The organism is Streptomyces sp. NPDC091279 (assembly GCF_044757465.1).
Taxonomy (GTDB): domain Bacteria; phylum Actinomycetota; class Actinomycetes; order Streptomycetales; family Streptomycetaceae; genus Streptomyces.
Map to the genome: position 1 here is coordinate 1 of NZ_JBIVVA010000015.1, position 17,836 is coordinate 17,836.

Below are 17,836 nucleotides of genomic sequence, written 5' to 3' on the forward strand. Positions count from 1 at the left end.
TGCGTTTCCGACTCTATCAGATCTTTCCGATCCGATTTCCTCGGTGCTTTCCAGGTTCTTCGCTTTCGCGCTTTCCCTTTCCGGCGGTTCCGACTCTATCAGATCCTTTCGGGCCTGATTCCCTGTCGGCGGGGCCTTTCGACATTCACTACGTTAGACGATTCCCTCGGCAGCTCATAATCGAGCCCCCCGGATTCGAATTCAGGCATGCGGGCACACCAAAATTCGACCCCGTCAAAGGGTGTGTCTTCTCGTAGTGGTTTGGCCGCTTCCGGCTGCTGGCGAACGCCGTACCCGGTTCAGCGGCTCGGACTACATTACGCAGCCCCCCAAGGTGCGTCAACTTGGCCGACGCTTCGGCGTATGGGCCCGATAAGGGCTCACCGTCGGGTCGTTGGTGATCCAGAAACGCCAGGGGTGGACGGCGCCCGCGCCGGAGACTCCGGTACGCGGACCGCTGCTCACCTGGTCGGACGGGCCCGGCGTGCCCGCGAGGACCCGCAAGGGGGTGTCGGCGGTGGTGCACGCGTCCGTGCCGTCCAGGGCTCGGTCCACGCCCAGGGCGGTGGCCAGGCGGGCCGGTCCTTTGGCCAGTTCTTTGTCATTCCGGGCCGAGAGCCGACGTTTGCGGGCCAGTTCGGCGCCCTCGATGATCTCGCCGCCCCGGAGCAGGACCCCGCTCGGCCTGCCCTCGGGGCCGCAGACGAAGTTCATGCAGTGCCACATGCCGTAGGTGAAGTAGACGTACACGTGTCCGGGTGGGCCGAACATCACCTTGTTGCGGGGTGTGCGTCCCCGGTAGGCGTGGGAGCCGGGGTCGTTGGGGCCGTCGTAGGCCTCGACCTCGGTGAGGCGGAGGGTGATCGGGCCGTCCGGGGTCGTGCGGACCAGGACACGGCCCAGGAGGTCGGGGGCCACCTCCAGGACGGGGCGGTCGAAGAACTCCCTGGGCAGTGGCATACGGTCCGGGGGCGTGATCATGGCCCGTCAGCGTAGTCCAGGCGCCGGCCGCGACGGATCGTCAAGATTCCGTCACTTCATGGGCACAGGGGCACGGAACCGGACGTGTCCGGATCGCGTTTGTAGGGATCAAGGGTTCACACGCAGAAGGAGAGACATGGCGTTCAAGAAGCTGCTCGCGAGTCTGGGGGCCGGCGGAGCTTCGGTGGAGACCGTACTCACCGAGGTGAACGTCGTTCCGGGCGGTGTCGTCCAGGGTGAGGTGCGGATTCAGGGCGGGTCCGTGAACCAGGACATCGAAGGCCTGTCCGTGGGCCTGCAAGCCAGGGTCGAGGTCGAGAACGGCGACCAGGAGTACAAGCAGGACATCGAGTTCACGAAGGTACGGCTCGGCGGCGCCTTCGAGTTGCAGGCCGGAGCTGTACACGCGGTGCCGTTCGGGCTGGAGATTCCCTGGGAGACGCCGGTCACGACGATCGACGGGCAGTCGCTGCGCGGGATGAACATCGGGGTGACGACCGAGTTGCAGATCGCCCGGGCCGTGGACTCCAGCGACCTCGACCCGATCAACGTGCACCCGATGCCGGCGCAGAAGGCCATCCTGGACGCCTTCATCCAGCTGGGCTTCCGGTTCAAGAGCGCCGACCTGGAGCGCGGTCACATCCGGGGCACGCGGCAGACACTGCCGTTCTACCAGGAGATCGAGTTCTACCCGCCGTCGCAGTACCGCGGGCTGAACCAGGTCGAGTTGAGCTTCGTGGCCGATGAGCACGCCATGGACGTCGTGCTGGAGATGGACAAGAAGCCGGGGCTGTTCAGCGAGGGGAGCGACACCTTCCGGTCGTTCCAGGTGGGGCTGCACGACTTCCACGGGACCGACTGGGCGGCCTACCTCAACCAGTGGCTGTCCGAGGTCGGCAGCAAGCGCAACTGGTTCTAGGCTCGGAACTGCTGATTCCAGTTAACGATCAGGAGGTACCGAGGTGACCGAGCTGAAGCGGCGACCGCTCCCCCATGACTTCCACCCGCCCGTTCCCGCGTTCACGGTGACGAGCGAGGATGTCGCCGAGGGCGGCACGCTCAAGGACGCTCAGGTCTACGCGGCCGGGAACACCTCGCCGCAGCTGCGGTGGGAGGGCTTCCCGCCCGAGACCAAGAGTTTCGCCGTGACCTGCTACGACCCGGACGCCCCGACGGGCAGCGGGTTCTGGCACTGGGTGCTGTTCGACATCCCGGCGTCCGTGACGGAACTGCCGGTCGGTGCGGGCAGCGGCACGTTCGAGGGGCTGCCCGCGGGCGCGATCCAGGCGCGCAACGACTACGGCAGCAAGGACTTCGGCGGTGCGGCCCCGCCGCCCGGCGACGGATCGCACCGTTATGTGTTCACCGTGTACGCCGTGGACGAGGAGAAGCTCGGCCCGGATGCCGACGCCTCGCCCGCGTTCGTCGGATTCAACCTGCGGTTCCACGCGATCGCGCGGGCGCAGTTGATCGGTGAGTACGAGATTCCCGCGGAGGGCTGAGCAAGCCCGACGTTCACGGAACGTTTGCCCGCCTCTGGTCATGGAAGTGATCAGAGGCGGGCATCTTTATTGCGTTGTCCATCTCGGCGCGCCCGTCCAGAGTTGATCCAAGCCCGCCGGGGGTGGGCAGGTGCGCATGGGAGGTGGGCTGGATGCGGGACACGCTGGTTCTGAACGCGAGTTTTGAACCGCTGTCGACGGTCACGTTGAACCGAGCCATTGTTCTGGTGCTCCAGGACAAGGCCGTCGTCGAGCAGGCCCACCCCGAACTGCGGATGCGCGGGGCGGCCGTGGACATACCGGCGCCTCGGGTGATCCGGCTGTGCCGGTACGTCCGGGTGCCGTTTCGCAGACGGGCGCCCTGGTCGCGGCGCGGGGTGCTGGTCAGGGACCGGCACCGGTGCGCGTACTGCGGTCGGCGGGCGACGACCGTGGACCATGTGGTGCCGCGGGCGCAGGGCGGTGCGGACTCGTGGCTGAACACGGTGGCTTCGTGCGCCGAGGACAATCACCGCAAGGCCGACCGGACGCCGGAGCAGGCGGGGATGCCGTTGCTCCGGCCGCCGTTCGAACCGACGCCCGCCGACGCGATGTTGCTGTCGCTCGGGGGCGGGTTCGAGGAGCTGCCCGACTGGTTGGCCCGGGACGCCGCGTAACTCCACGCCCCGCAAGGGCTCCCCGCGCCCCTGGTGAGGGGCGCGGGGTGGGTGATGCGGTCAGTCGATCGCCGGCTTCTCGCGGCGCTCCGTCGACTGCTGCTGGGGGATGTTGCCGCCGCCGTTGCCGCCGAGTCCGCCGAAGTTCCCGAAGGCTCCGGAGAGGCCCTTGAGGGCGTCGCCGATCTCGCTGGGGACGATCCAGAGCTTGTTGGCGTCGCCCTCGGCGATCTTCGGAAGCATCTGGAGGTACTGGTAGCTGAGCAGCTTCTGGTCCGGGTCGCCCGCGTGGATCGCCTCGAACACCGTACGGACGGCCTGGGCCTCACCCTCGGCGCGCAGCGCGGCGGCCTTGGCCTCACCTTCGGCGCGCAGGATCTGCGACTGCTTCTCACCCTCGGCGGTGAGGATCGCGGCCTGCCGGGTACCTTCCGCGGTGAGGATCGCGGCGCGCTTGTCACGGTCGGCGCGCATCTGCTTCTCCATCGAGTCCTGGATGGAGGTCGGCGGCTCGATGGCCTTCAGTTCCACGCGGTTGACGCGGATGCCCCACTTGCCGGTGGCCTCGTCGAGGACGCCGCGCAGGGCCGCGTTGATCTCCTCACGGGAGGTGAGGGTGCGTTCCAGGTCCATGCCGCCGATGATGTTGCGGAGCGTGGTGACCGTGAGCTGCTCGATCGCCTGGATGTAGCTGGCCACCTCGTAGGTGGCGGCCCGCGCGTCGGTCACCTGGTAGTAGATGACGGTGTCGATGTTGACGACCAGGTTGTCCTGGGTGATCACCGGCTGCGGGGGGAACGGCACGACCTGTTCACGCAGGTCGATGCGGTTGCGGATGGTGTCGATGAACGGCACGACGATGTTGAGGCCCGCGTTGAGGGTGCGCGTGTAGCGGCCGAAGCGCTCCACGATCGCCGCGCTGGCCTGTGGGATGACCTGGATGGTCCTGATCAGGGCGATGAAGACCAACACCACCAGAATGATCAGGACGATGATGACCGGTTCCATCGACTTCCCCGTACCCTTCTCCGCTTCGGCGCTTTCGGCAGATCTTATGCCTGATGAAGATCTTGCCGGTCGAGTCTGACAGACCGTCGGGCAACTCGGGTGCCGTTCGGCTCACTTGAGTCCTGCGAGGTCAGATGACGATCGCCGTCGCCCCCTCGATCTCGACCACATCGACTTCCTGGCCTGTTTCGTAGGCACGGTCGACGTCGAGCGCGCGGGCCGACCACACCTCACCGGCGAGTTTGATCCGGCCGCCCGCCCCGTCGACGCGTTCCAGCACGACGGCCTGTCTGCCGCGCAACGCGTCGATGCCGGTGGCGATCTGGGGGCGGTTGCGGTGCCGGTTCGCGATGGGCCGGACGACGGCGATGAGGGCGACGGAGACCACGGCGAAGACGACGACCTGGAGGACCCCTCCGCCACCGAGCCCGGCGACGCCCGCTGCGGCTACGGCGCCCACGGCCAGCATGCCGAACTCCGGCATGGCCGTCACCACGAGCGGGATACCCAGTGCCGCCGCGCCGACGAGCCACCACACCCATGCGTCGATGTCGTTCACGTCGCCCATGGTAGGTCGCCAACTCCCCTTGCGGACAGGGTGCGATGCGTCAGCTCAGGGGCAGACCGCGGGCCGTCCAGCGTTCGCCGACCTGCTCGACGACGAGCGGGAGGCCGAAGCAGAGAGAGAGGTTGCGCGAGGTCAGCTCCAGCTCCAGGGGTCCGGCGGCGAGAACCTTGCCACGACGGATCATCAGAACGTGGGTGAAGCCGGGGGCGATCTCCTCGACGTGGTGGGTGACCATCAGCATCGAGGGGGCGATCGGGTCGCGGGCGAGGCGGCCGAGGCGGCGGACCAGGTCCTCGCGGCCGCCGAGGTCGAGGCCCGCGGCGGGCTCGTCGAGCAGCAGCAGTTCGGGGTCGGTCATCAGGGCGCGGGCGATCAGGACCCGCTTGCGCTCGCCCTCGGAGAGGGTGCCGAACTTCCGGTCGAGGTAGTCGCTCATGCCGAGGCGGTCGAGGAAGGCGCGGGCGCGCTGCTCGTCGATCTCCTCGTAGTCCTCCTGCCAGGTGGCCGTCATGCCGTACGCGGCGGTCAGGACGGTCTCCAGGACGCTCTGGCGCTTGGGGAGTTTGTCGGCCATGTTGAGGCCGGCCATTCCGATGCGGGGGCGCAGTTCGAAGACGTCGGTGCCGGGGCGGCCGAGGGTCTCGCCGAGGATGGTGGCGGTGCCCTTGCTGGGGTAGAGGTAGCTCGACGCGAGGTTGAGGAGGGTGGTCTTGCCGGCGCCGTTCGGGCCGAGGATGACCCAGCGCTCGCCTTCCTTGACCGACCAGGAGACCTGGTCCACCAGAGCCCGGTCCTCGCGGACCACGGATACGTCCTGAAGCTCCAGAACATCGCTCATGAGCGCGTTGTCTCCCCTTAAGTCTGACCGGTTCGGCGTCTCGGCGGTCGCGGGCGCCTGTGGGCGCCGCCCTCGAAGAAATCTACGCCACCGCTCCCCCGGTCCCATCCATCGGTCCGGTCCTTAGTCTGGAGGCATGTTCTCGGAACCACGTTCAGGACGCCTTACGGCGTGGGGAAACGCACTATTGGCCGGACTTGTCTCGCCGGACGACGCCGTCTCGGCGGTCGTCGGTGATGACGCTCTGCATCGGATGGAGGGGCTGCCCGGTGAGCCCGGGTCTGTCGGTCTGACGCTGGCGCTGGGGCGGCTGCGGTCGCTCGGGGTGAGCGGGCTGCGGATGGCGCTGCCGGTGCCCGGGCATCCGCTGGGGCTGAGCGGGCCGCCGGAGTTCAACGCGCGGGCGATGGAGGCGGCGGAGGCCGTGGTCTGTCACGGGGCGGCGCTGGGGCTGGTCCCCGAGGTGTCCGCGGTCGGGCCCGAGGGCGATCTGCATGTCGAGGTCGTCTGGCACTGTCTGCCCGTCCGGGAGGCGCCGCCCGCCGATGTGCCGTCGTTGGGGGAGGCCGAGCGGGAGTTGGCGGAGGCGTTGCGGGACGCGACCGAGGTGCTCTCGCGGCTGGACGTCGCCGGGTCCGGGCCGGTGGCGGAGGCGGCGATCGCCGCGTACCGGGCGCGGGCGGAGCGGGGGCGGGAGGCGTTGGCGCCGGGGTATCCGCCGCGGGCGGCGCGGGTGCTCGAACTGGCGGACCGGGTGGGCACGTTGGTGTCGTTGGCGCGGGAGCACGGGCATGGGGGTGCGGTGAGCGCGGGCGAGATGGCGGCGCGGGTGGTGGCTCTTGCTCCGGTGGAGCGGACGGCTCGGCGGGCTGTTGTCGCCGCGTACAACTCCGTTGTGGAGGAACGGCTACGAGGGTGACGTCCGTCGGGGGAGGCTGCGTGAGTGCAGCGGGCGTCTCCCTGGGGGCTGAAATGAGGCTGGCCTGCGCTTCCTCGCTCGGGTGCAAGGCCCTGTCCTCAAACGCCGGACGGGCTGGTGGGTGGACCCGAAGCAGGGCCCTCGAGGTGGTCCCCCGTTGTCGCGCGCCAAAAAGGCCCCGCCAGTCTTCGTTGACTGGTGGGGCCCCTTGTGCTTCGGGGTGGCGTCAGTGGTTGATGCCGTTGTTGCCGAAGGCGGGGTTCAGGAGGCCGATGACGTTGATGCTGTCGCCGACGACGTTCACCGGGATGTGGACAGGGACCTGGATGGTGTTGCCGGCGACGACACCAGGCGACTTCACGGCCGCGCCGTCGGCACCCGCGTCGGCGACAGCGGCGCCGGCGGAAGCGCCAGCGGCGACGCCGGCGACGGTGAGGGCCACGGCAGCCTTCTTGGCGATGTTCATGGGAAGCGTTCCTCCTGCTGTTATTGCGAGTCCGACCCGGCCGCGGGCCGTGCGCTGAACAACGTGGGAGCGGGAGGGACGGCACGGGGAGGGGGCGCCAACCGTCCGTTCGGATCAGTCGGAGGACAATCGGAGGAAAACCGGACCGGCCTCCCGGGTGGTGCCGGGAGGCCGGTGGTGGTCAGCGGTTGAGGCCCAGGTTGCCGAAGGCCGGGTTCAGCACGCCGATCACGTTCACGCTGTTGCCGACCGCGTTCACCGGCACGGCCACCGGGACCTGGATGACGTTGCCCGAAACGACGCCCGGGGAGCCCTTGGCCTCGCCGCCGGCCCACGAGCCGTCGGTCGCGGAGGCCAGGCCCGCACCGGCGGCGACCAGCCCGCCGGCCACCATCGTCACGGCCGCTGCCTTCTTCAGGTTCTTCACTTCTGCGTCCTCCTAGCGATCGCCGCGACGGTCGCCGCGGCACGCACTGGAGAACGCCCGGGGTCCGGGGAGGTTGCGCCATTCGGGGGACATTCCCACGACGGTATGAATCTCTGCCCCGAGCGGAACCTTTCGGGTGGGCGTGCGCCCGCTGTCGCGCCCCTGGTCAGCCCGCCGCTCCGTGGCGTACCGCCCACAGGGCGGCCTGGGTGCGGTCCGCGAGGTCGAGCTTCATCAGTATGTTCGAGACGTGGGTCTTGACGGTCTTCTCGGAGAGGACGAGGGCGCGGGCGATCTCGCGGTTGGAGCGGCCGTCCGCGATCAGGCAGAGCACCTCGCGCTCCCGTTCGGTGAGCGAACCGGCTCTGCCCTGGCCGGAGTTGGCCTCCTCCTGGGACAGGAGGGCGTCGGCCACCTCGGGCTGGAGCAGGATGTGACCGGCGTGGACGGAGCGGATGGCGCCGGCCAAGGCGTCCGGGTCCACGTCCTTGTAGACGTAACCGGCGGCGCCCGCGCGCAGTGCCGGGACCACCGTGCGCTGTTCGGTGAAGCTGGTGACGATCAGCACGCGCGCGGGGTTGTCCAGCTCGCGCAGTCGGCGCAGGGCCTCGACGCCGTCCATGCCGGGCATCTTGACGTCCATGAGGACGACGTCCGGTTTCAGTTCCTCGGCGCGGGCGACTCCTTCCGCGCCGTCGGCCGCCTCGCCGACGACCTCTATGTCGTCCTGTACTTCGAGGAAGGTGCGCAGGCCCCGGCGGACCACCTGATGGTCGTCGACCAGCAGCACCCTGATCGCTTCAGCCACCGGGCACCTCCATCTCGATCGTGGTGCCCTTGCCGGGCTCCGATTGCACGGTCAGTGTGCCGCCGACGCCACTGGCCCGGTCCCGCATGGAGACCAGGCCCAGATGGCGTCCGGCGCGGCGGGTGGTGTCCGGGTCGAAGCCCTTGCCGTCGTCGGTGACGCGCAGCACGGCTCCCCCGCCGCTGCGGCCGACGGTGACGTCGACGTGGTCGGCCCCGGAGTGCCGCAGGGCGTTGTGCAGGGCTTCCTGGGCGACCCGCAGGAGGGCTTCCTCCTGGGCTGCGGGCAGGGCGCGGAAGCCGGTGCTGGTGAACGTCACGCGCGCGCTGTGGGCGCGGTCGAGGACGTGGATCTGGGTGCGCAGGGTGGCGAGGAGGCCGTCCTCGTCGAGGGCTGCGGGGCGCAACTCGACGACGGCGGCGCGTAGTTCGTCGGCGGCTTCGGCGGCGAGGGCGGCGACCTGCTGGAGTTCGCCCTTGGCGCGGGCGGGGTCGCGGTCGACGAGGGTGGCGGCGGCCTGGGCGGTCAGGCGCAGGGAGAAGAGCTTCTGGCTGACCGCGTCGTGCAGCTCGTGGGCGAGGCGGGAGCGCTCCTCGGCGATGGTCAGCTCGCGGCTGCGTTCGTAGAGGCGGGCGTTGGTGAGGGCGATCGCGGCGTGCTGGGCGAGGAGCGCGAGGAGGTCCTCGTCCTCCTCGGTGAAGCCGCAGGTGCCGGTCGGCCTGGCGCAGTTCTTGTTGGCCAGGAAGAGGGCGCCGATCACCTCGTCGCCGTCCCGGATGGGCAGGCCCAGGAAGTCGGACATGTCGGGGTGGGCGGGGGGCCAGCCCTCGAAGCGCGGGTCCTTGCGGACGTCGGCGAGGCGCTCGGGCTCGGCTCCGTGGAGCATCGCGGCGAGGATGCCGTGCTGGCGTGGGAGGGGGCCGATGGCCTTCCACTGTTCGTCGCTGACGCCGTCGACGACGAACTGGGAGAAGCCGCCGTGGTCGTCGGGGACGCCGAGGGCGGCGTACTGGGCGTCGAGGAGCTCGCGGGCCGAGGCGACGATCGTCTTGAGGACGTCGCGCACCTCAAGATGCCTGCTCATGGCCAGCAGCGCGGAGCTGACCGCGGCGAGGCCGGACCGTGGACCGTGACTCATGACCTCACGGTACCGGCGGGGTCCGACAGTGGGGATCGGGCCGACGGCGGCCTCGGTCTGGTCCGGTCGCCCTAGGCCGGGTCCTAGTCCTGTAGTCCCCGGGACGGCGGGGGTAGGGCGAACGGCCCCGGTGGTCGCGACCCGCGCCCGAGGCGGGGCGGGCGGCGCCGTTCCTAGCGTGGAGGCACGTCGATCGGCGATGCGTGGACGGCGTTGACGACGTTGATGCCATTGCCGCCATTGATGCCGTCGTCAGCTCCGTCAATGTGATCAATGCGGTCAACATAGACAACATGGACAACGAGGGGACACGGGTCAACATGCCGGTAGCGATCATCACGGGGGCGTCGAAGGGGCTGGGGCGGGCGCTGGCCGAGGGGCTGGTGGAGCGGGACTGGGATCTGGTGCTGGACGCGCGGACGGAGCCGGCCTTGGCGGAGGCCGCCCGGAGCCTGGCCGGGTACGGCACGCGTGTGCTGGCCGTCGCCGGGGATGTGACGAACGCCGGGCACCGGGCGGAGCTGGTGGCGGCGGCGCGGCGGCTGGGCGGGGTGGATCTGCTGGTGCACAACGCGAGCGCGCTGGGCGCCGAGCCACTGACACCGCTGGTGGAGCTGCCGGTGGCGGGGCTGCGGCGGGCGTTCGAGGTGAACGTGGTGGCGGCGCACGGGCTGGTCAGGGAGGCGTTGCCGCTGCTCAGGGTGGCGCGGGCGGGTGCGGTGATCGTCGTCGGGTCGGACGCGGCGGTGACGGCGTACGGGACGTGGGGCGGGTACGGGGCGTCGAAGGCGGCTCTGGATCAGCTCGCGGCCGTGCTGGGGGTGGAGGAGCCGGGGCTGCGGGTGTGGGCGGTCGACCCGGGTGACATGGCGACGGACCTGTACGCGGCGGCCGTGCCGGGCGACGACGGGCCGCGTCCGGCGCCGGAGGCGGTGGTGCCGGCGTTTCTGCGGCTCCTCGACGCGCGTCCGGCGAGCGGGCGGTACCTGGCCGCGTCGCTGCTGGAGGCGTGATGACGCTCGCGCTGAGGGTTCCGCGGGAGCTGTCGGCCCGGGTGCCGGTCGAGCAGCGGGGGCCGGGGCTCGGCCGGGACGCGGTGCGGCTGCTGGTGTCGCGGGGGTCGGAGGTGTCGCATCACGTGTTCCGGGAGCTGCCGGGGTTGTTGCGGGCCGGGGATCTGCTGGTGGTGAACACGTCGGCGACGCTGGCGGCCGCGGTGGACGGGCGGCTGGGGCACGCGCGCGTGGTGGTGCACTTCTCCACGCGCGGGGACGACGGGCGGTGGGCGGTGGAGCTGCGGGAACCCTCGGGGGACGGCACCACGCGGGCGCGTGCGGGCGGTCCGGCGGGCGGACGGGTGCGGCTGGCCGGGGGTGGGCGGCTGGTGCTCGATGAGCCGCTGAGCGGGCGTGGGGACCGGTTGTGGTGGGCGCGGGTGTCGGGGGCGGAGGTGCTGGAGGTGCTGCGGGAGCACGGGCGGGCGATCCGTTACTCCTATACGGAGCGCGATCAGCCGTTGCCGGCGTATCAGACGGTGTTCGCGCTGCCGTCCGCCGACGGGGCGGGGAGCGCGGAGATGCCGAGCGCGGGTCGGCCGTTCACGGCGCGGCTGGTGGCGGTGTGGTGCGGCGGGGGGTGTGGTTCGCGCCGGTGACGTTGCATACGGGGGTGGCGTCGGCGGAGGTGCACGAGCCGCCGTATCCGGAGCGGTTCGCGGTGCCGGAGGCGTCGGCGCGGCTGATCGGCGCGGTGCGGGCCGGTGGCGGGCGGGTGGTGGCGGTGGGGACGACGGCCGTGCGGGCGGTGGAGTCGGCGGCGGGTCCTGACGGTGTGGTGCGTGCGGGTGCGGGGTGGACGGACCTGGTGGTGACGCCTGAGCGCGGGGTGCGGGTGGTGGACGGGCTGCTGACCGGGCTGCACGAGCCGGAGGCCTCGCATCTGCTGATGCTGGCGGCGGTGGCCGGGCGTGCCGCCGTGGAGCGTGGGTATGAGGCGGCACTGCGGCGGCGGTACCTGTGGCACGAGTTCGGGGACGTCCCTCTCCTCCTCCCGGATGAGGACCCTCACGCAGAGCGTTGCGTCAGCAACTAGTGGTGAGAACAGGCCCTCGGCCATGTGAGCCCGCGCATAGGGCGCACATCACCTACGAACGGGCATAGTGGACGAGCCTGTCTGGATTGAGCGGGCATGACGTTCCTGTCTGTCCTGATTTGCCCCTCCCCGTTCCACTACCCAGCTTCGTACGTCACACCTTTGCCAGGGGATTTTGCGGCCGCTAACAATGGCTCTCGTCGCTCGCGCCGTGGGTATCCGCCCACGGCGTTCGCACGGGAGGACCCGAGTCCCCCGCAGGACAGAAGAGCGACCTCCGCGCTATTCGAAGAGGTCCGTAGCCATGCCTAAGAACAACCCCACCCGCGGCCGAGGTCGCGCGCTGACCCGTCACCACAAGATCGCGATCGCCGGCGTCGCCACCCTCGGTGCCGCCGCCCTCGCCTTCAGCGCGGTGCCGAGCAACGCCGAGCCCACCACGAGCGAGGCCGCTTCCTCGGCACAGGCGCACATCGCGTACAGCACCAAGCCGATCAAGGACGTCAAGGCGAGCGTCACCGACCAGCTGGCCAGCGCCAACCTGAAGGCCGACGCCCTCAAGGCGAAGCAGAAGGCCGCGCACGCCGCCGCCAAGAAGCACGCCGCCGCCAAGAAGAAGGCCGCCGAGGCCGCCGCGAAGAAGAAGGCCGAGGCCGCCCGCAAGGCCAAGCAGACCGCGAGCCGCTCCGCCGAGCGCGCCACGGTCAAGCCGGCCGCGGCGAAGAGCTACGGCAACAACCTGAACGGCTGGATCAACGAGGCCCTCAGCATCATGAAGGCCAAGGGCATCCCCGGTTCGTACAACGGTCTGTACCGCAACATCATGCGGGAGTCCTCCGGCAACCCGAACGCCATCAACGGCTGGGACATCAACGCGATCAACGGCATCCCCTCCAAGGGCCTGCTCCAGGTGATCCCGCCGACGTTCAACGCGTACCACGTCTCCGGTACGTCGACGAACATCTACGACCCGGTCGCCAACATCACCGCCGCCGCCAACTACGCGGCCGACAAGTACGGCTCGATCGACAACGTCAACAGCGCGTACTGAGGTCAGCGCGGACCTCTGCTGCACGTGAACGCCGAAGGGCGGCACCCTCTGCCGGGTGCCGCCCTTCGCGCCGTTGCCGCGCTCTTTCGTTACTTGCGCATGACCTCGGGCTCGTGGCGGCGCAGGAAGCGGGCCACGAAGAAGCCGCAGACCACACCGAGGACGATCAGGCCGATCATGTCCATGCTCCAGGTGCCGACGGTGTGCTCCCACAGCGGGTCGTTGCTGTCGCCCTTGTCGGGCGGGCTGATCCGGTTGAAGTCCAGCGTGGCGCCCGCGGCGGCCACCGCCCAGCGGGACGGCATCAGATACGAGAACTGGTTGACGCCGACCGCGCTGTTCAGCGCGAACAGGCAGCCCGTGAAGACGATCTGGATGATCGCGAACATGACCAGCAGCGGCATCGTCTTCTCGGCCGTCTTCACCAGCGACGAGATGATCAGGCCGAACATCATCGCGGTGAAGCCGAGCGCCATGATCGGCACCGACAGTTCGAAGAGCGTGGCGCTGCCGAAGATCAGGCCCTGCTCCGGCAGCTCCCGGTTGGAGAAGCCGATGACGCCGACCAGCAGGCCCTGGAGCACGGTGATGGTGCCGAGCACGAAGACCTTGGACATCAGGTACGCCGAGCGGGACAAGCCGGTGGCGCGCTCCCGCTCGTAGATGACCCGCTCCTTGATCAGCTCGCGGACCGAGTTGGCCGCGCCCGCGAAGCAGGCGCCGACGGCGAGGATCAGCAGCACGGTGGTGGCCGTGCCGTTGGGGATGATCTGGCCGGTTCTCGGGTTGACCGGGTTGGGCAGCAGCCCCTTGTCCGGGCTGATGAGCAGGCTCACCGCGCCGAGCACGGCCGGCAGGATCACCATCAGCGCCAAAAAGCCCCGGTCGGAGACGATCACCGACACATACCGGCGGACCAGGGTGAGGAACTGGCTCATCCAGCCCTGCGGCTTCGGCGGCCGCAGCGTCTGCACCGGCGGCCCCTGCACGGGCTGCGGGGCGACGGAGTCGATGTCGGCGGCGTACATCTGGTAGTGCTGCGAGCCCTTCCAGCGGCCCGCCCAGTCGTAGTCGCGGTAGTTCTCGAACGCGGAGAAGACATCGGCCCAGGTGTCGTAGCCGAAGAAGTTCAGCGCCTCGTCGGGCGGCCCGAAGTAGGCGACGGCGCCGCCCGGTGCCATCACCAGCAGCTTGTCGCAGATCGCCAGCTCGGCCACCGAGTGGGTGACCACCAGGACGGTACGGCCGTCGTCGGCGAGGCCGCGCAGCAGCTGCATGACGTCACGGTCCATGCCCGGGTCGAGGCCGGAGGTCGGCTCGTCCAGGAAGATCAACGACGGCTTCGTGAGCAGCTCCAGGGCCACCGAGACGCGCTTGCGCTGGCCGCCGGAGAGGGAGGTGACCTTCTTCTCCTTGTGGATGTCGAGCTTCAGCTCGCCCAGCACCTCGTCGATGCGGGCGTTGCGTTCGGCGGCCGTGGTGTCGGCCGGGAAGCGCAGCTTGGCCGCGTACTTGAGGGCCTTCTTGACGGTCAGCTCCTTGTGCAGGATGTCGTCCTGCGGGACCAGACCGATGCGCTGGCGCAACTCGGCGAACTGCTTGTAGAGGTTGCGGTTGTCGTAGAGGACGTCGCCCTGGTTGGCGGGCCGGTAGCCGGTGAGCGCCTTGAGCAGGGTCGACTTGCCGGACCCGGACGGGCCGATCACCGCGATCAGCGACTTCTCCGGGACGCCGAAGGAGACGTCCCGCAGGATCTGCTTGCCGCCGTCGACCGTGACGGTCAGATGGCGGGCCGAGAACGACACCTCGCCGGTGTCGACGAACTCCTCCAGACGGTCGCCGACGATCCGGAAGGTGGAGTGGCCGACGCCGACGATGTCGGTCGGGCCGAGCAGCTGCGTGCCGCCCTTGGGGATCGGCTGGCCGTTGACGTAGGTGCCGTTGTGCGAACCGAGGTCGCGGATCTCCATGCGGCCGTCGGGCGTCGCGCGGAACTCGGCGTGCAGGCGCGACACCTGGAGGTCCGAGACGACGAGTTCGTTCTCCAGGGCGCGGCCGATGCGCATCACGCGGTCGACCGAGAACTGGTGGAACGTCGTCGGGCTGCGGTCCCCGTGGACCGGCGGCGCCCCCGCGGCTCCGCCGGACCCCTGCTGCGGGGGAACGTGCGACCCGGACTGCTGCCAGTCCTGCTGGGGAACGGCGTCGTACGGCTGGGCCGCCGGTGCCTGCTGCGCCCAGCCGGGGCCCGCGCCCTGCGCCGCGTACGGCTGGGCCTGGGCCTGGGCCTGGGCCTGGGGCTGAGCCTGCGGCGTGACGACGGCGGCGGAGACGCTCACGCGCGGGCCGTCGGTGGCGTTGCCCAGGTGGAGGGCGGTGCCGGGGCCGATCTCGGTGCGCTGGACCCGGTGGCCCTGCACGAACGTGCCGTTGGTGCTGCCGTGGTCCTCAAGGACCCAACCGCGGCCGTCCCAGCTGATCGTGGCGTGACGCCAGGAGACCCGGGCGTCGTCGAGCACGAGGTCACCCTGCGGATCACGTCCGAGGGTGTAGGTCCTGGACGCGTCGAGCGTCCAGGTACGTCCATTCGATTCCAGTACGAGTTCCGGCACGCCAAGCCCCACTGAGTAGTCCCCCGAATTACCCCCAACGCAGGGAGTCTAGGGATGTCGAACATCGTCGGGAACTATTTCAGGCTCGCCCCCTTGTCCGAAAGTCGGGCCTTGTGAAAACCACGTAGGTACTCCGTGGGCGAGCGGGAGTTGGGGGCGGTGCGCGGGGGGAAGCGGGCGGTCCGTGGGGGCCGCGAGTGGGCGGCCCGGCCGTCGTGTCCGACCGACGTGTCCGGCCGACGTGTCCGGCCGTCGTGTCCGGCCGACGTGTCCGGCCGACGTGTCCGGCCGACGTGTCCGGCCGACGTGTCCGGCCGTCGTGCGGGTGTTGTCCCGTTTGACCCGAGAACGGCGGTGAGGTGGCCGTGTCCGGGAGCGGCACCGGTGCGTGAGGGGGCCGTCGGGCCGGTGTCATCCCCTGTTTCCTGTCCGTCAGACGGACCGCGGGGGCGGGGGGCACGGGGTGCCGGATACGGTGGGTCCACCATGAGCGCTTCGCAGACTTCGTCCTCGGACGCCCCCACCCTCCTCGTCAAAATCTTCGGCAAGGACCGGCCCGGTATCACGGCCGGCCTCTTCGACACCCTCGCCGCCTTCTCCGTCGACGTGGTCGACATCGAGCAGGTCGTCACCCGTGGTCGCATGGTGCTGTGCGCCCTGGTCACCGCGCCGGACACGGGAGCGGAGGGGAACCTGCGGTCCACCGTCCACAGCTGGGCGGAGTCGATGAAGATGCAGGCCGAGATCATCTCCGGCCTCGGTGACAACCGGCCGCGCGGGCTCGGCCGTTCCCTGGTCACCGTGCTCGGCCACCCGCTCACCGCCGAGGCGACGGCCGCCATAGCGGCCCGCATCACCCGCACCGGCGGCAACATCGACCGTATCTTCCGGCTCGCCAAGTACCCCGTCACCGCCGTCGAGTTCGCGGTCTCCGGCGTCGAGACCGAGCCGCTGCGCACCGCGCTGGCCACCGACGCGGCCGCCCTCGGCGTGGACGTCGCGGTCGTCGCCGCCGGGCTGCACCGCCGGGCCCAGCGGCTGATCGTGATGGACGTCGACTCGACGCTCATCCAGGACGAGGTCATCGAGCTGTTCGCGGCGCACGCCGGGTGCGAGGACGAGGTCGCCGAGGTGACGGCGGCGGCGATGCGCGGGGAACTGGACTTCGAGCAGTCGCTGCACGCGCGCGTGGCCCTGCTGGCGGGGCTCGACGCCTCGGTGGTGGAGAAGGTGCGCGCGGAGGTGCGGCTGACGCCGGGTGCCCGCACGCTGATCCGGACGCTGAAGCGGCTCGGCTACCAAGTGGGCGTCGTCTCCGGCGGGTTCACCCAGGTCACCGATGATCTGCGGGAGCGGCTCGGGCTCGACTTCGCCCAGGCCAACACCCTGGAGATCGTCGACGGCAAGCTGACCGGGCGGGTCGTCGGCGAGATCGTCGACCGGGCGGGCAAGGCGCGGCTGCTGCGGCGGTTCGCGGCGGAGGCGGGGGTTCCGCTGGCACAGACCGTCGCGATCGGTGACGGGGCGAATGATCTGGACATGTTGAACGCGGCGGGGTTGGGGGTTGCGTTCAACGCGAAGCCGGTTGTTCGGCAGGCGGCGCACACCGCGGTGAACGTGCCGTTCCTGGACACCGTGCTGTATCTGTTGGGGGTCACTCGGGAAGAGGTTGAGGCGGCGGATACGCACGACGAGGAGCACTGAACGGGGGCTCGCCGCCCGTCCGCCCTGGTGTCCCCGTGTTGGTGCGGCCGTCTCTGGGGGCTGCGCCCCCAGACCCCCGCTTCGGCCTGGACGGCCTCGTCCTCAAACTCCCCCAGAGGGGGGACCCCCACGGGCTGAGTGGCGTCGGCCTGCGTCTCCTCGCTCGGGTACAAGACCCTGGGGGCTGCGCCCCCAGTCCCCCGCTTCGGCCTGAACGGCCTCGTCCTCAAGCTCCCCCAGAGGGGGGACCCCCACGGGCTGGGTTTGGCGGCCTGCGTTTCTCGGCGACGCACAAGACTCTGGGGGCGCTGCCCCCAGACCCCCGTTCGGCCTGAACGGGCCTCGTCCTCAAGCTCCCCCAGAGGGGGGACCCCCACGGGCTGGTTGATGCGGCCCGCGCTCCCAGGCCCGAGGGCACAGTCCCCTCGTCCTCCAAGTCCGGACAGGCTGATGAGGCGCCCAGGGCCCCGCATGGAGATGCCGTCGGGGCCCTGGGCTGGGGGTTATTCCGTTGGGGCCCAGAAGTCCAGGAGGGTGGCTGTTGCTGGTTCCAGGGACTTCCAGGGGGTTTCGAAGGAGAGGACGGCGAAGGCTCCGGCGGGGAAGCCTCGGCGGGTGAGGCGGTCTCGGGTGTCGCCCTCGGAGGCGCCTGCGAGGATGTCGGCGAGGCTCTGGATGCCTGGGTTGTGGCCGATGAGGACGGTGTTGGTGACGTCGTCCGGGGTTTCGTTGAGCAGGGCGATCAGCTCGCCCGGGGAGGCGTCGTAGATCCGCTCCTCGTAGACGGTCCTGGGCCGCTGGGGGAACTCGTGGACCGCCAGTTTCCAGGTCTCGCGGGTCCGGGTCGACGTGGAGCAGAGGGCCAGGTCGAGGGGGATTCCGGTGTCGGCCAGTCTGCGTCCGGCGGCGGAGGCGTCCAGACGGCCCCGCTCGGCGAGGGGGCGCTCATGGTCGGTCACCTGCGGCCAGTCGGCTTTCGCATGCCGGAAGAGGACGATCCTGCGGGGTTCTGCGACGCTCATGGCATCCAGCTTCGCATGAAACAGGCCACAGGGCTCTGGGAGTTG

17 protein-coding genes and 1 pseudogene are annotated in these 17,836 nt (G+C 70.1%); 8 read left to right on the forward strand and 10 right to left on the reverse strand.

Features of this window, described 5'->3' with window-relative positions:
• Positions 1 to 339: 339 nt before the first annotated feature.
• Positions 340 to 981, reverse strand: coding sequence for a DNA-3-methyladenine glycosylase (locus tag ACIQOU_RS31390; RefSeq protein WP_401542205.1), 642 nt, complete (start codon positions 979 to 981; stop codon positions 340 to 342).
• A gap of 136 nt (positions 982 to 1,117) precedes the next feature.
• On the opposite strand from ACIQOU_RS31390, the gene ACIQOU_RS31395 reads away from it, so the two are divergent.
• From ACIQOU_RS31395 to ACIQOU_RS31405, 3 genes are all read left to right on the forward strand, one after another.
• A complete protein-coding gene (locus ACIQOU_RS31395) occupies positions 1,118 to 1,900 on the forward strand; it encodes a sporulation protein (RefSeq protein WP_401542208.1) in 783 nt (260 codons plus the stop codon).
• A 43-nt stretch (positions 1,901 to 1,943) separates the two neighbouring features.
• The gene (locus ACIQOU_RS31400; protein WP_401542211.1) at positions 1,944 to 2,483 is read left to right on the forward strand and encodes a YbhB/YbcL family Raf kinase inhibitor-like protein; all 540 of its coding nucleotides are present in this window, start codon (positions 1,944 to 1,946) and stop codon (positions 2,481 to 2,483) included.
• A gap of 152 nt (positions 2,484 to 2,635) precedes the next feature.
• Entirely contained in the window at positions 2,636 to 3,139 is a 504-nt protein-coding gene (locus tag ACIQOU_RS31405) for an HNH endonuclease (protein ID WP_401542214.1), read from the forward strand.
• Between the two features lie 60 nt (positions 3,140 to 3,199).
• Here the strand turns inward: ACIQOU_RS31405 and ACIQOU_RS31410 are convergent, their stop codons facing one another.
• The 3 genes from ACIQOU_RS31410 to ACIQOU_RS31420 all read right to left on the reverse strand — a co-directional run bounded on the left by ACIQOU_RS31410 (position 3,200) and on the right by ACIQOU_RS31420 (position 5,553).
• Entirely contained in the window at positions 3,200 to 4,147 is a 948-nt protein-coding gene (locus tag ACIQOU_RS31410; RefSeq protein ID WP_401542217.1) for an SPFH domain-containing protein, read from the reverse strand.
• A 130-nt stretch (positions 4,148 to 4,277) separates the two neighbouring features.
• Positions 4,278 to 4,706: an NfeD family protein gene (locus ACIQOU_RS31415; RefSeq protein ID WP_401542220.1), complete on the reverse strand. Its 429-nt coding sequence runs from the start codon at positions 4,704 to 4,706 to the stop codon at positions 4,278 to 4,280.
• 49 nt (positions 4,707 to 4,755) lie between these two features.
• A complete protein-coding gene (locus tag ACIQOU_RS31420) occupies positions 4,756 to 5,553 on the reverse strand; it encodes an ABC transporter ATP-binding protein (RefSeq protein ID WP_401542223.1) in 798 nt (265 codons plus the stop codon).
• Positions 5,554 to 5,689: 136 nt separating this feature from the next.
• On the opposite strand from ACIQOU_RS31420, the gene ACIQOU_RS31425 reads away from it, so the two are divergent.
• A complete protein-coding gene (locus ACIQOU_RS31425) occupies positions 5,690 to 6,472 on the forward strand; it encodes a hypothetical protein (RefSeq protein WP_401542226.1) in 783 nt (260 codons plus the stop codon).
• Between the two features lie 226 nt (positions 6,473 to 6,698).
• Here ACIQOU_RS31425 and ACIQOU_RS31430 read toward each other — a convergent pair whose 3' ends face one another.
• From ACIQOU_RS31430 to ACIQOU_RS31445, 4 genes are all read right to left on the reverse strand, one after another.
• Positions 6,699 to 6,938 (reverse strand): chaplin, encoded by a 240-nt coding sequence (locus ACIQOU_RS31430; RefSeq protein ID WP_401542228.1) that lies wholly within the window; start codon positions 6,936 to 6,938, stop codon positions 6,699 to 6,701.
• 181 nt (positions 6,939 to 7,119) lie between these two features.
• The gene (locus tag ACIQOU_RS31435) at positions 7,120 to 7,365 is read right to left on the reverse strand and encodes a chaplin (RefSeq protein WP_401542231.1); all 246 of its coding nucleotides are present in this window, start codon (positions 7,363 to 7,365) and stop codon (positions 7,120 to 7,122) included.
• A 166-nt stretch (positions 7,366 to 7,531) separates the two neighbouring features.
• The gene (locus ACIQOU_RS31440) at positions 7,532 to 8,173 is read right to left on the reverse strand and encodes a response regulator (RefSeq protein ID WP_401542233.1); all 642 of its coding nucleotides are present in this window, start codon (positions 8,171 to 8,173) and stop codon (positions 7,532 to 7,534) included.
• Positions 8,166 to 9,311, reverse strand: a complete 1,146-nt coding sequence (locus tag ACIQOU_RS31445; protein ID WP_401542236.1) for a GAF domain-containing sensor histidine kinase — start codon at positions 9,309 to 9,311, stop codon at positions 8,166 to 8,168. Before ACIQOU_RS31445 ends, ACIQOU_RS31440 begins: the two co-directional genes overlap by 8 nt.
• 320 nt (positions 9,312 to 9,631) lie before the next feature.
• On the opposite strand from ACIQOU_RS31445, the gene ACIQOU_RS31450 reads away from it, so the two are divergent.
• From ACIQOU_RS31450 to ACIQOU_RS31460, 3 genes and pseudogenes are all read left to right on the forward strand, one after another.
• Positions 9,632 to 10,324 carry an SDR family NAD(P)-dependent oxidoreductase gene (locus ACIQOU_RS31450; protein WP_401542582.1) on the forward strand — a complete coding sequence of 231 codons (693 nt, stop codon included), beginning with the start codon at positions 9,632 to 9,634 and terminating at the stop codon, positions 10,322 to 10,324.
• Positions 10,324 to 11,402: pseudogene (locus ACIQOU_RS31455) on the forward strand (S-adenosylmethionine:tRNA ribosyltransferase-isomerase). The gene ACIQOU_RS31450 and the pseudogene ACIQOU_RS31455 overlap by 1 nt, the downstream one beginning before the upstream one ends.
• A 304-nt stretch (positions 11,403 to 11,706) precedes the next feature.
• Positions 11,707 to 12,453: a transglycosylase SLT domain-containing protein gene (locus tag ACIQOU_RS31460; RefSeq protein WP_401542239.1), complete on the forward strand. Its 747-nt coding sequence runs from the start codon at positions 11,707 to 11,709 to the stop codon at positions 12,451 to 12,453.
• An 89-nt stretch (positions 12,454 to 12,542) separates the two neighbouring features.
• Here the strand turns inward: ACIQOU_RS31460 and ACIQOU_RS31465 are convergent, their stop codons facing one another.
• Entirely contained in the window at positions 12,543 to 15,065 is a 2,523-nt protein-coding gene (locus ACIQOU_RS31465; protein WP_401542241.1) for an FHA domain-containing protein, read from the reverse strand.
• Between the two features lie 486 nt (positions 15,066 to 15,551).
• On the opposite strand from ACIQOU_RS31465, the gene serB reads away from it, so the two are divergent.
• The gene (serB, locus tag ACIQOU_RS31470) at positions 15,552 to 16,769 is read left to right on the forward strand and encodes a phosphoserine phosphatase SerB (protein WP_401542244.1); all 1,218 of its coding nucleotides are present in this window, start codon (positions 15,552 to 15,554) and stop codon (positions 16,767 to 16,769) included.
• A 503-nt stretch (positions 16,770 to 17,272) separates the two neighbouring features.
• On the opposite strand, the gene ACIQOU_RS31475 is transcribed toward serB, so the two are convergent.
• The gene (locus ACIQOU_RS31475; RefSeq protein ID WP_401542247.1) at positions 17,273 to 17,791 is read right to left on the reverse strand and encodes a SixA phosphatase family protein; all 519 of its coding nucleotides are present in this window, start codon (positions 17,789 to 17,791) and stop codon (positions 17,273 to 17,275) included.
• Positions 17,792 to 17,836: the final 45 nt, after the last annotated feature.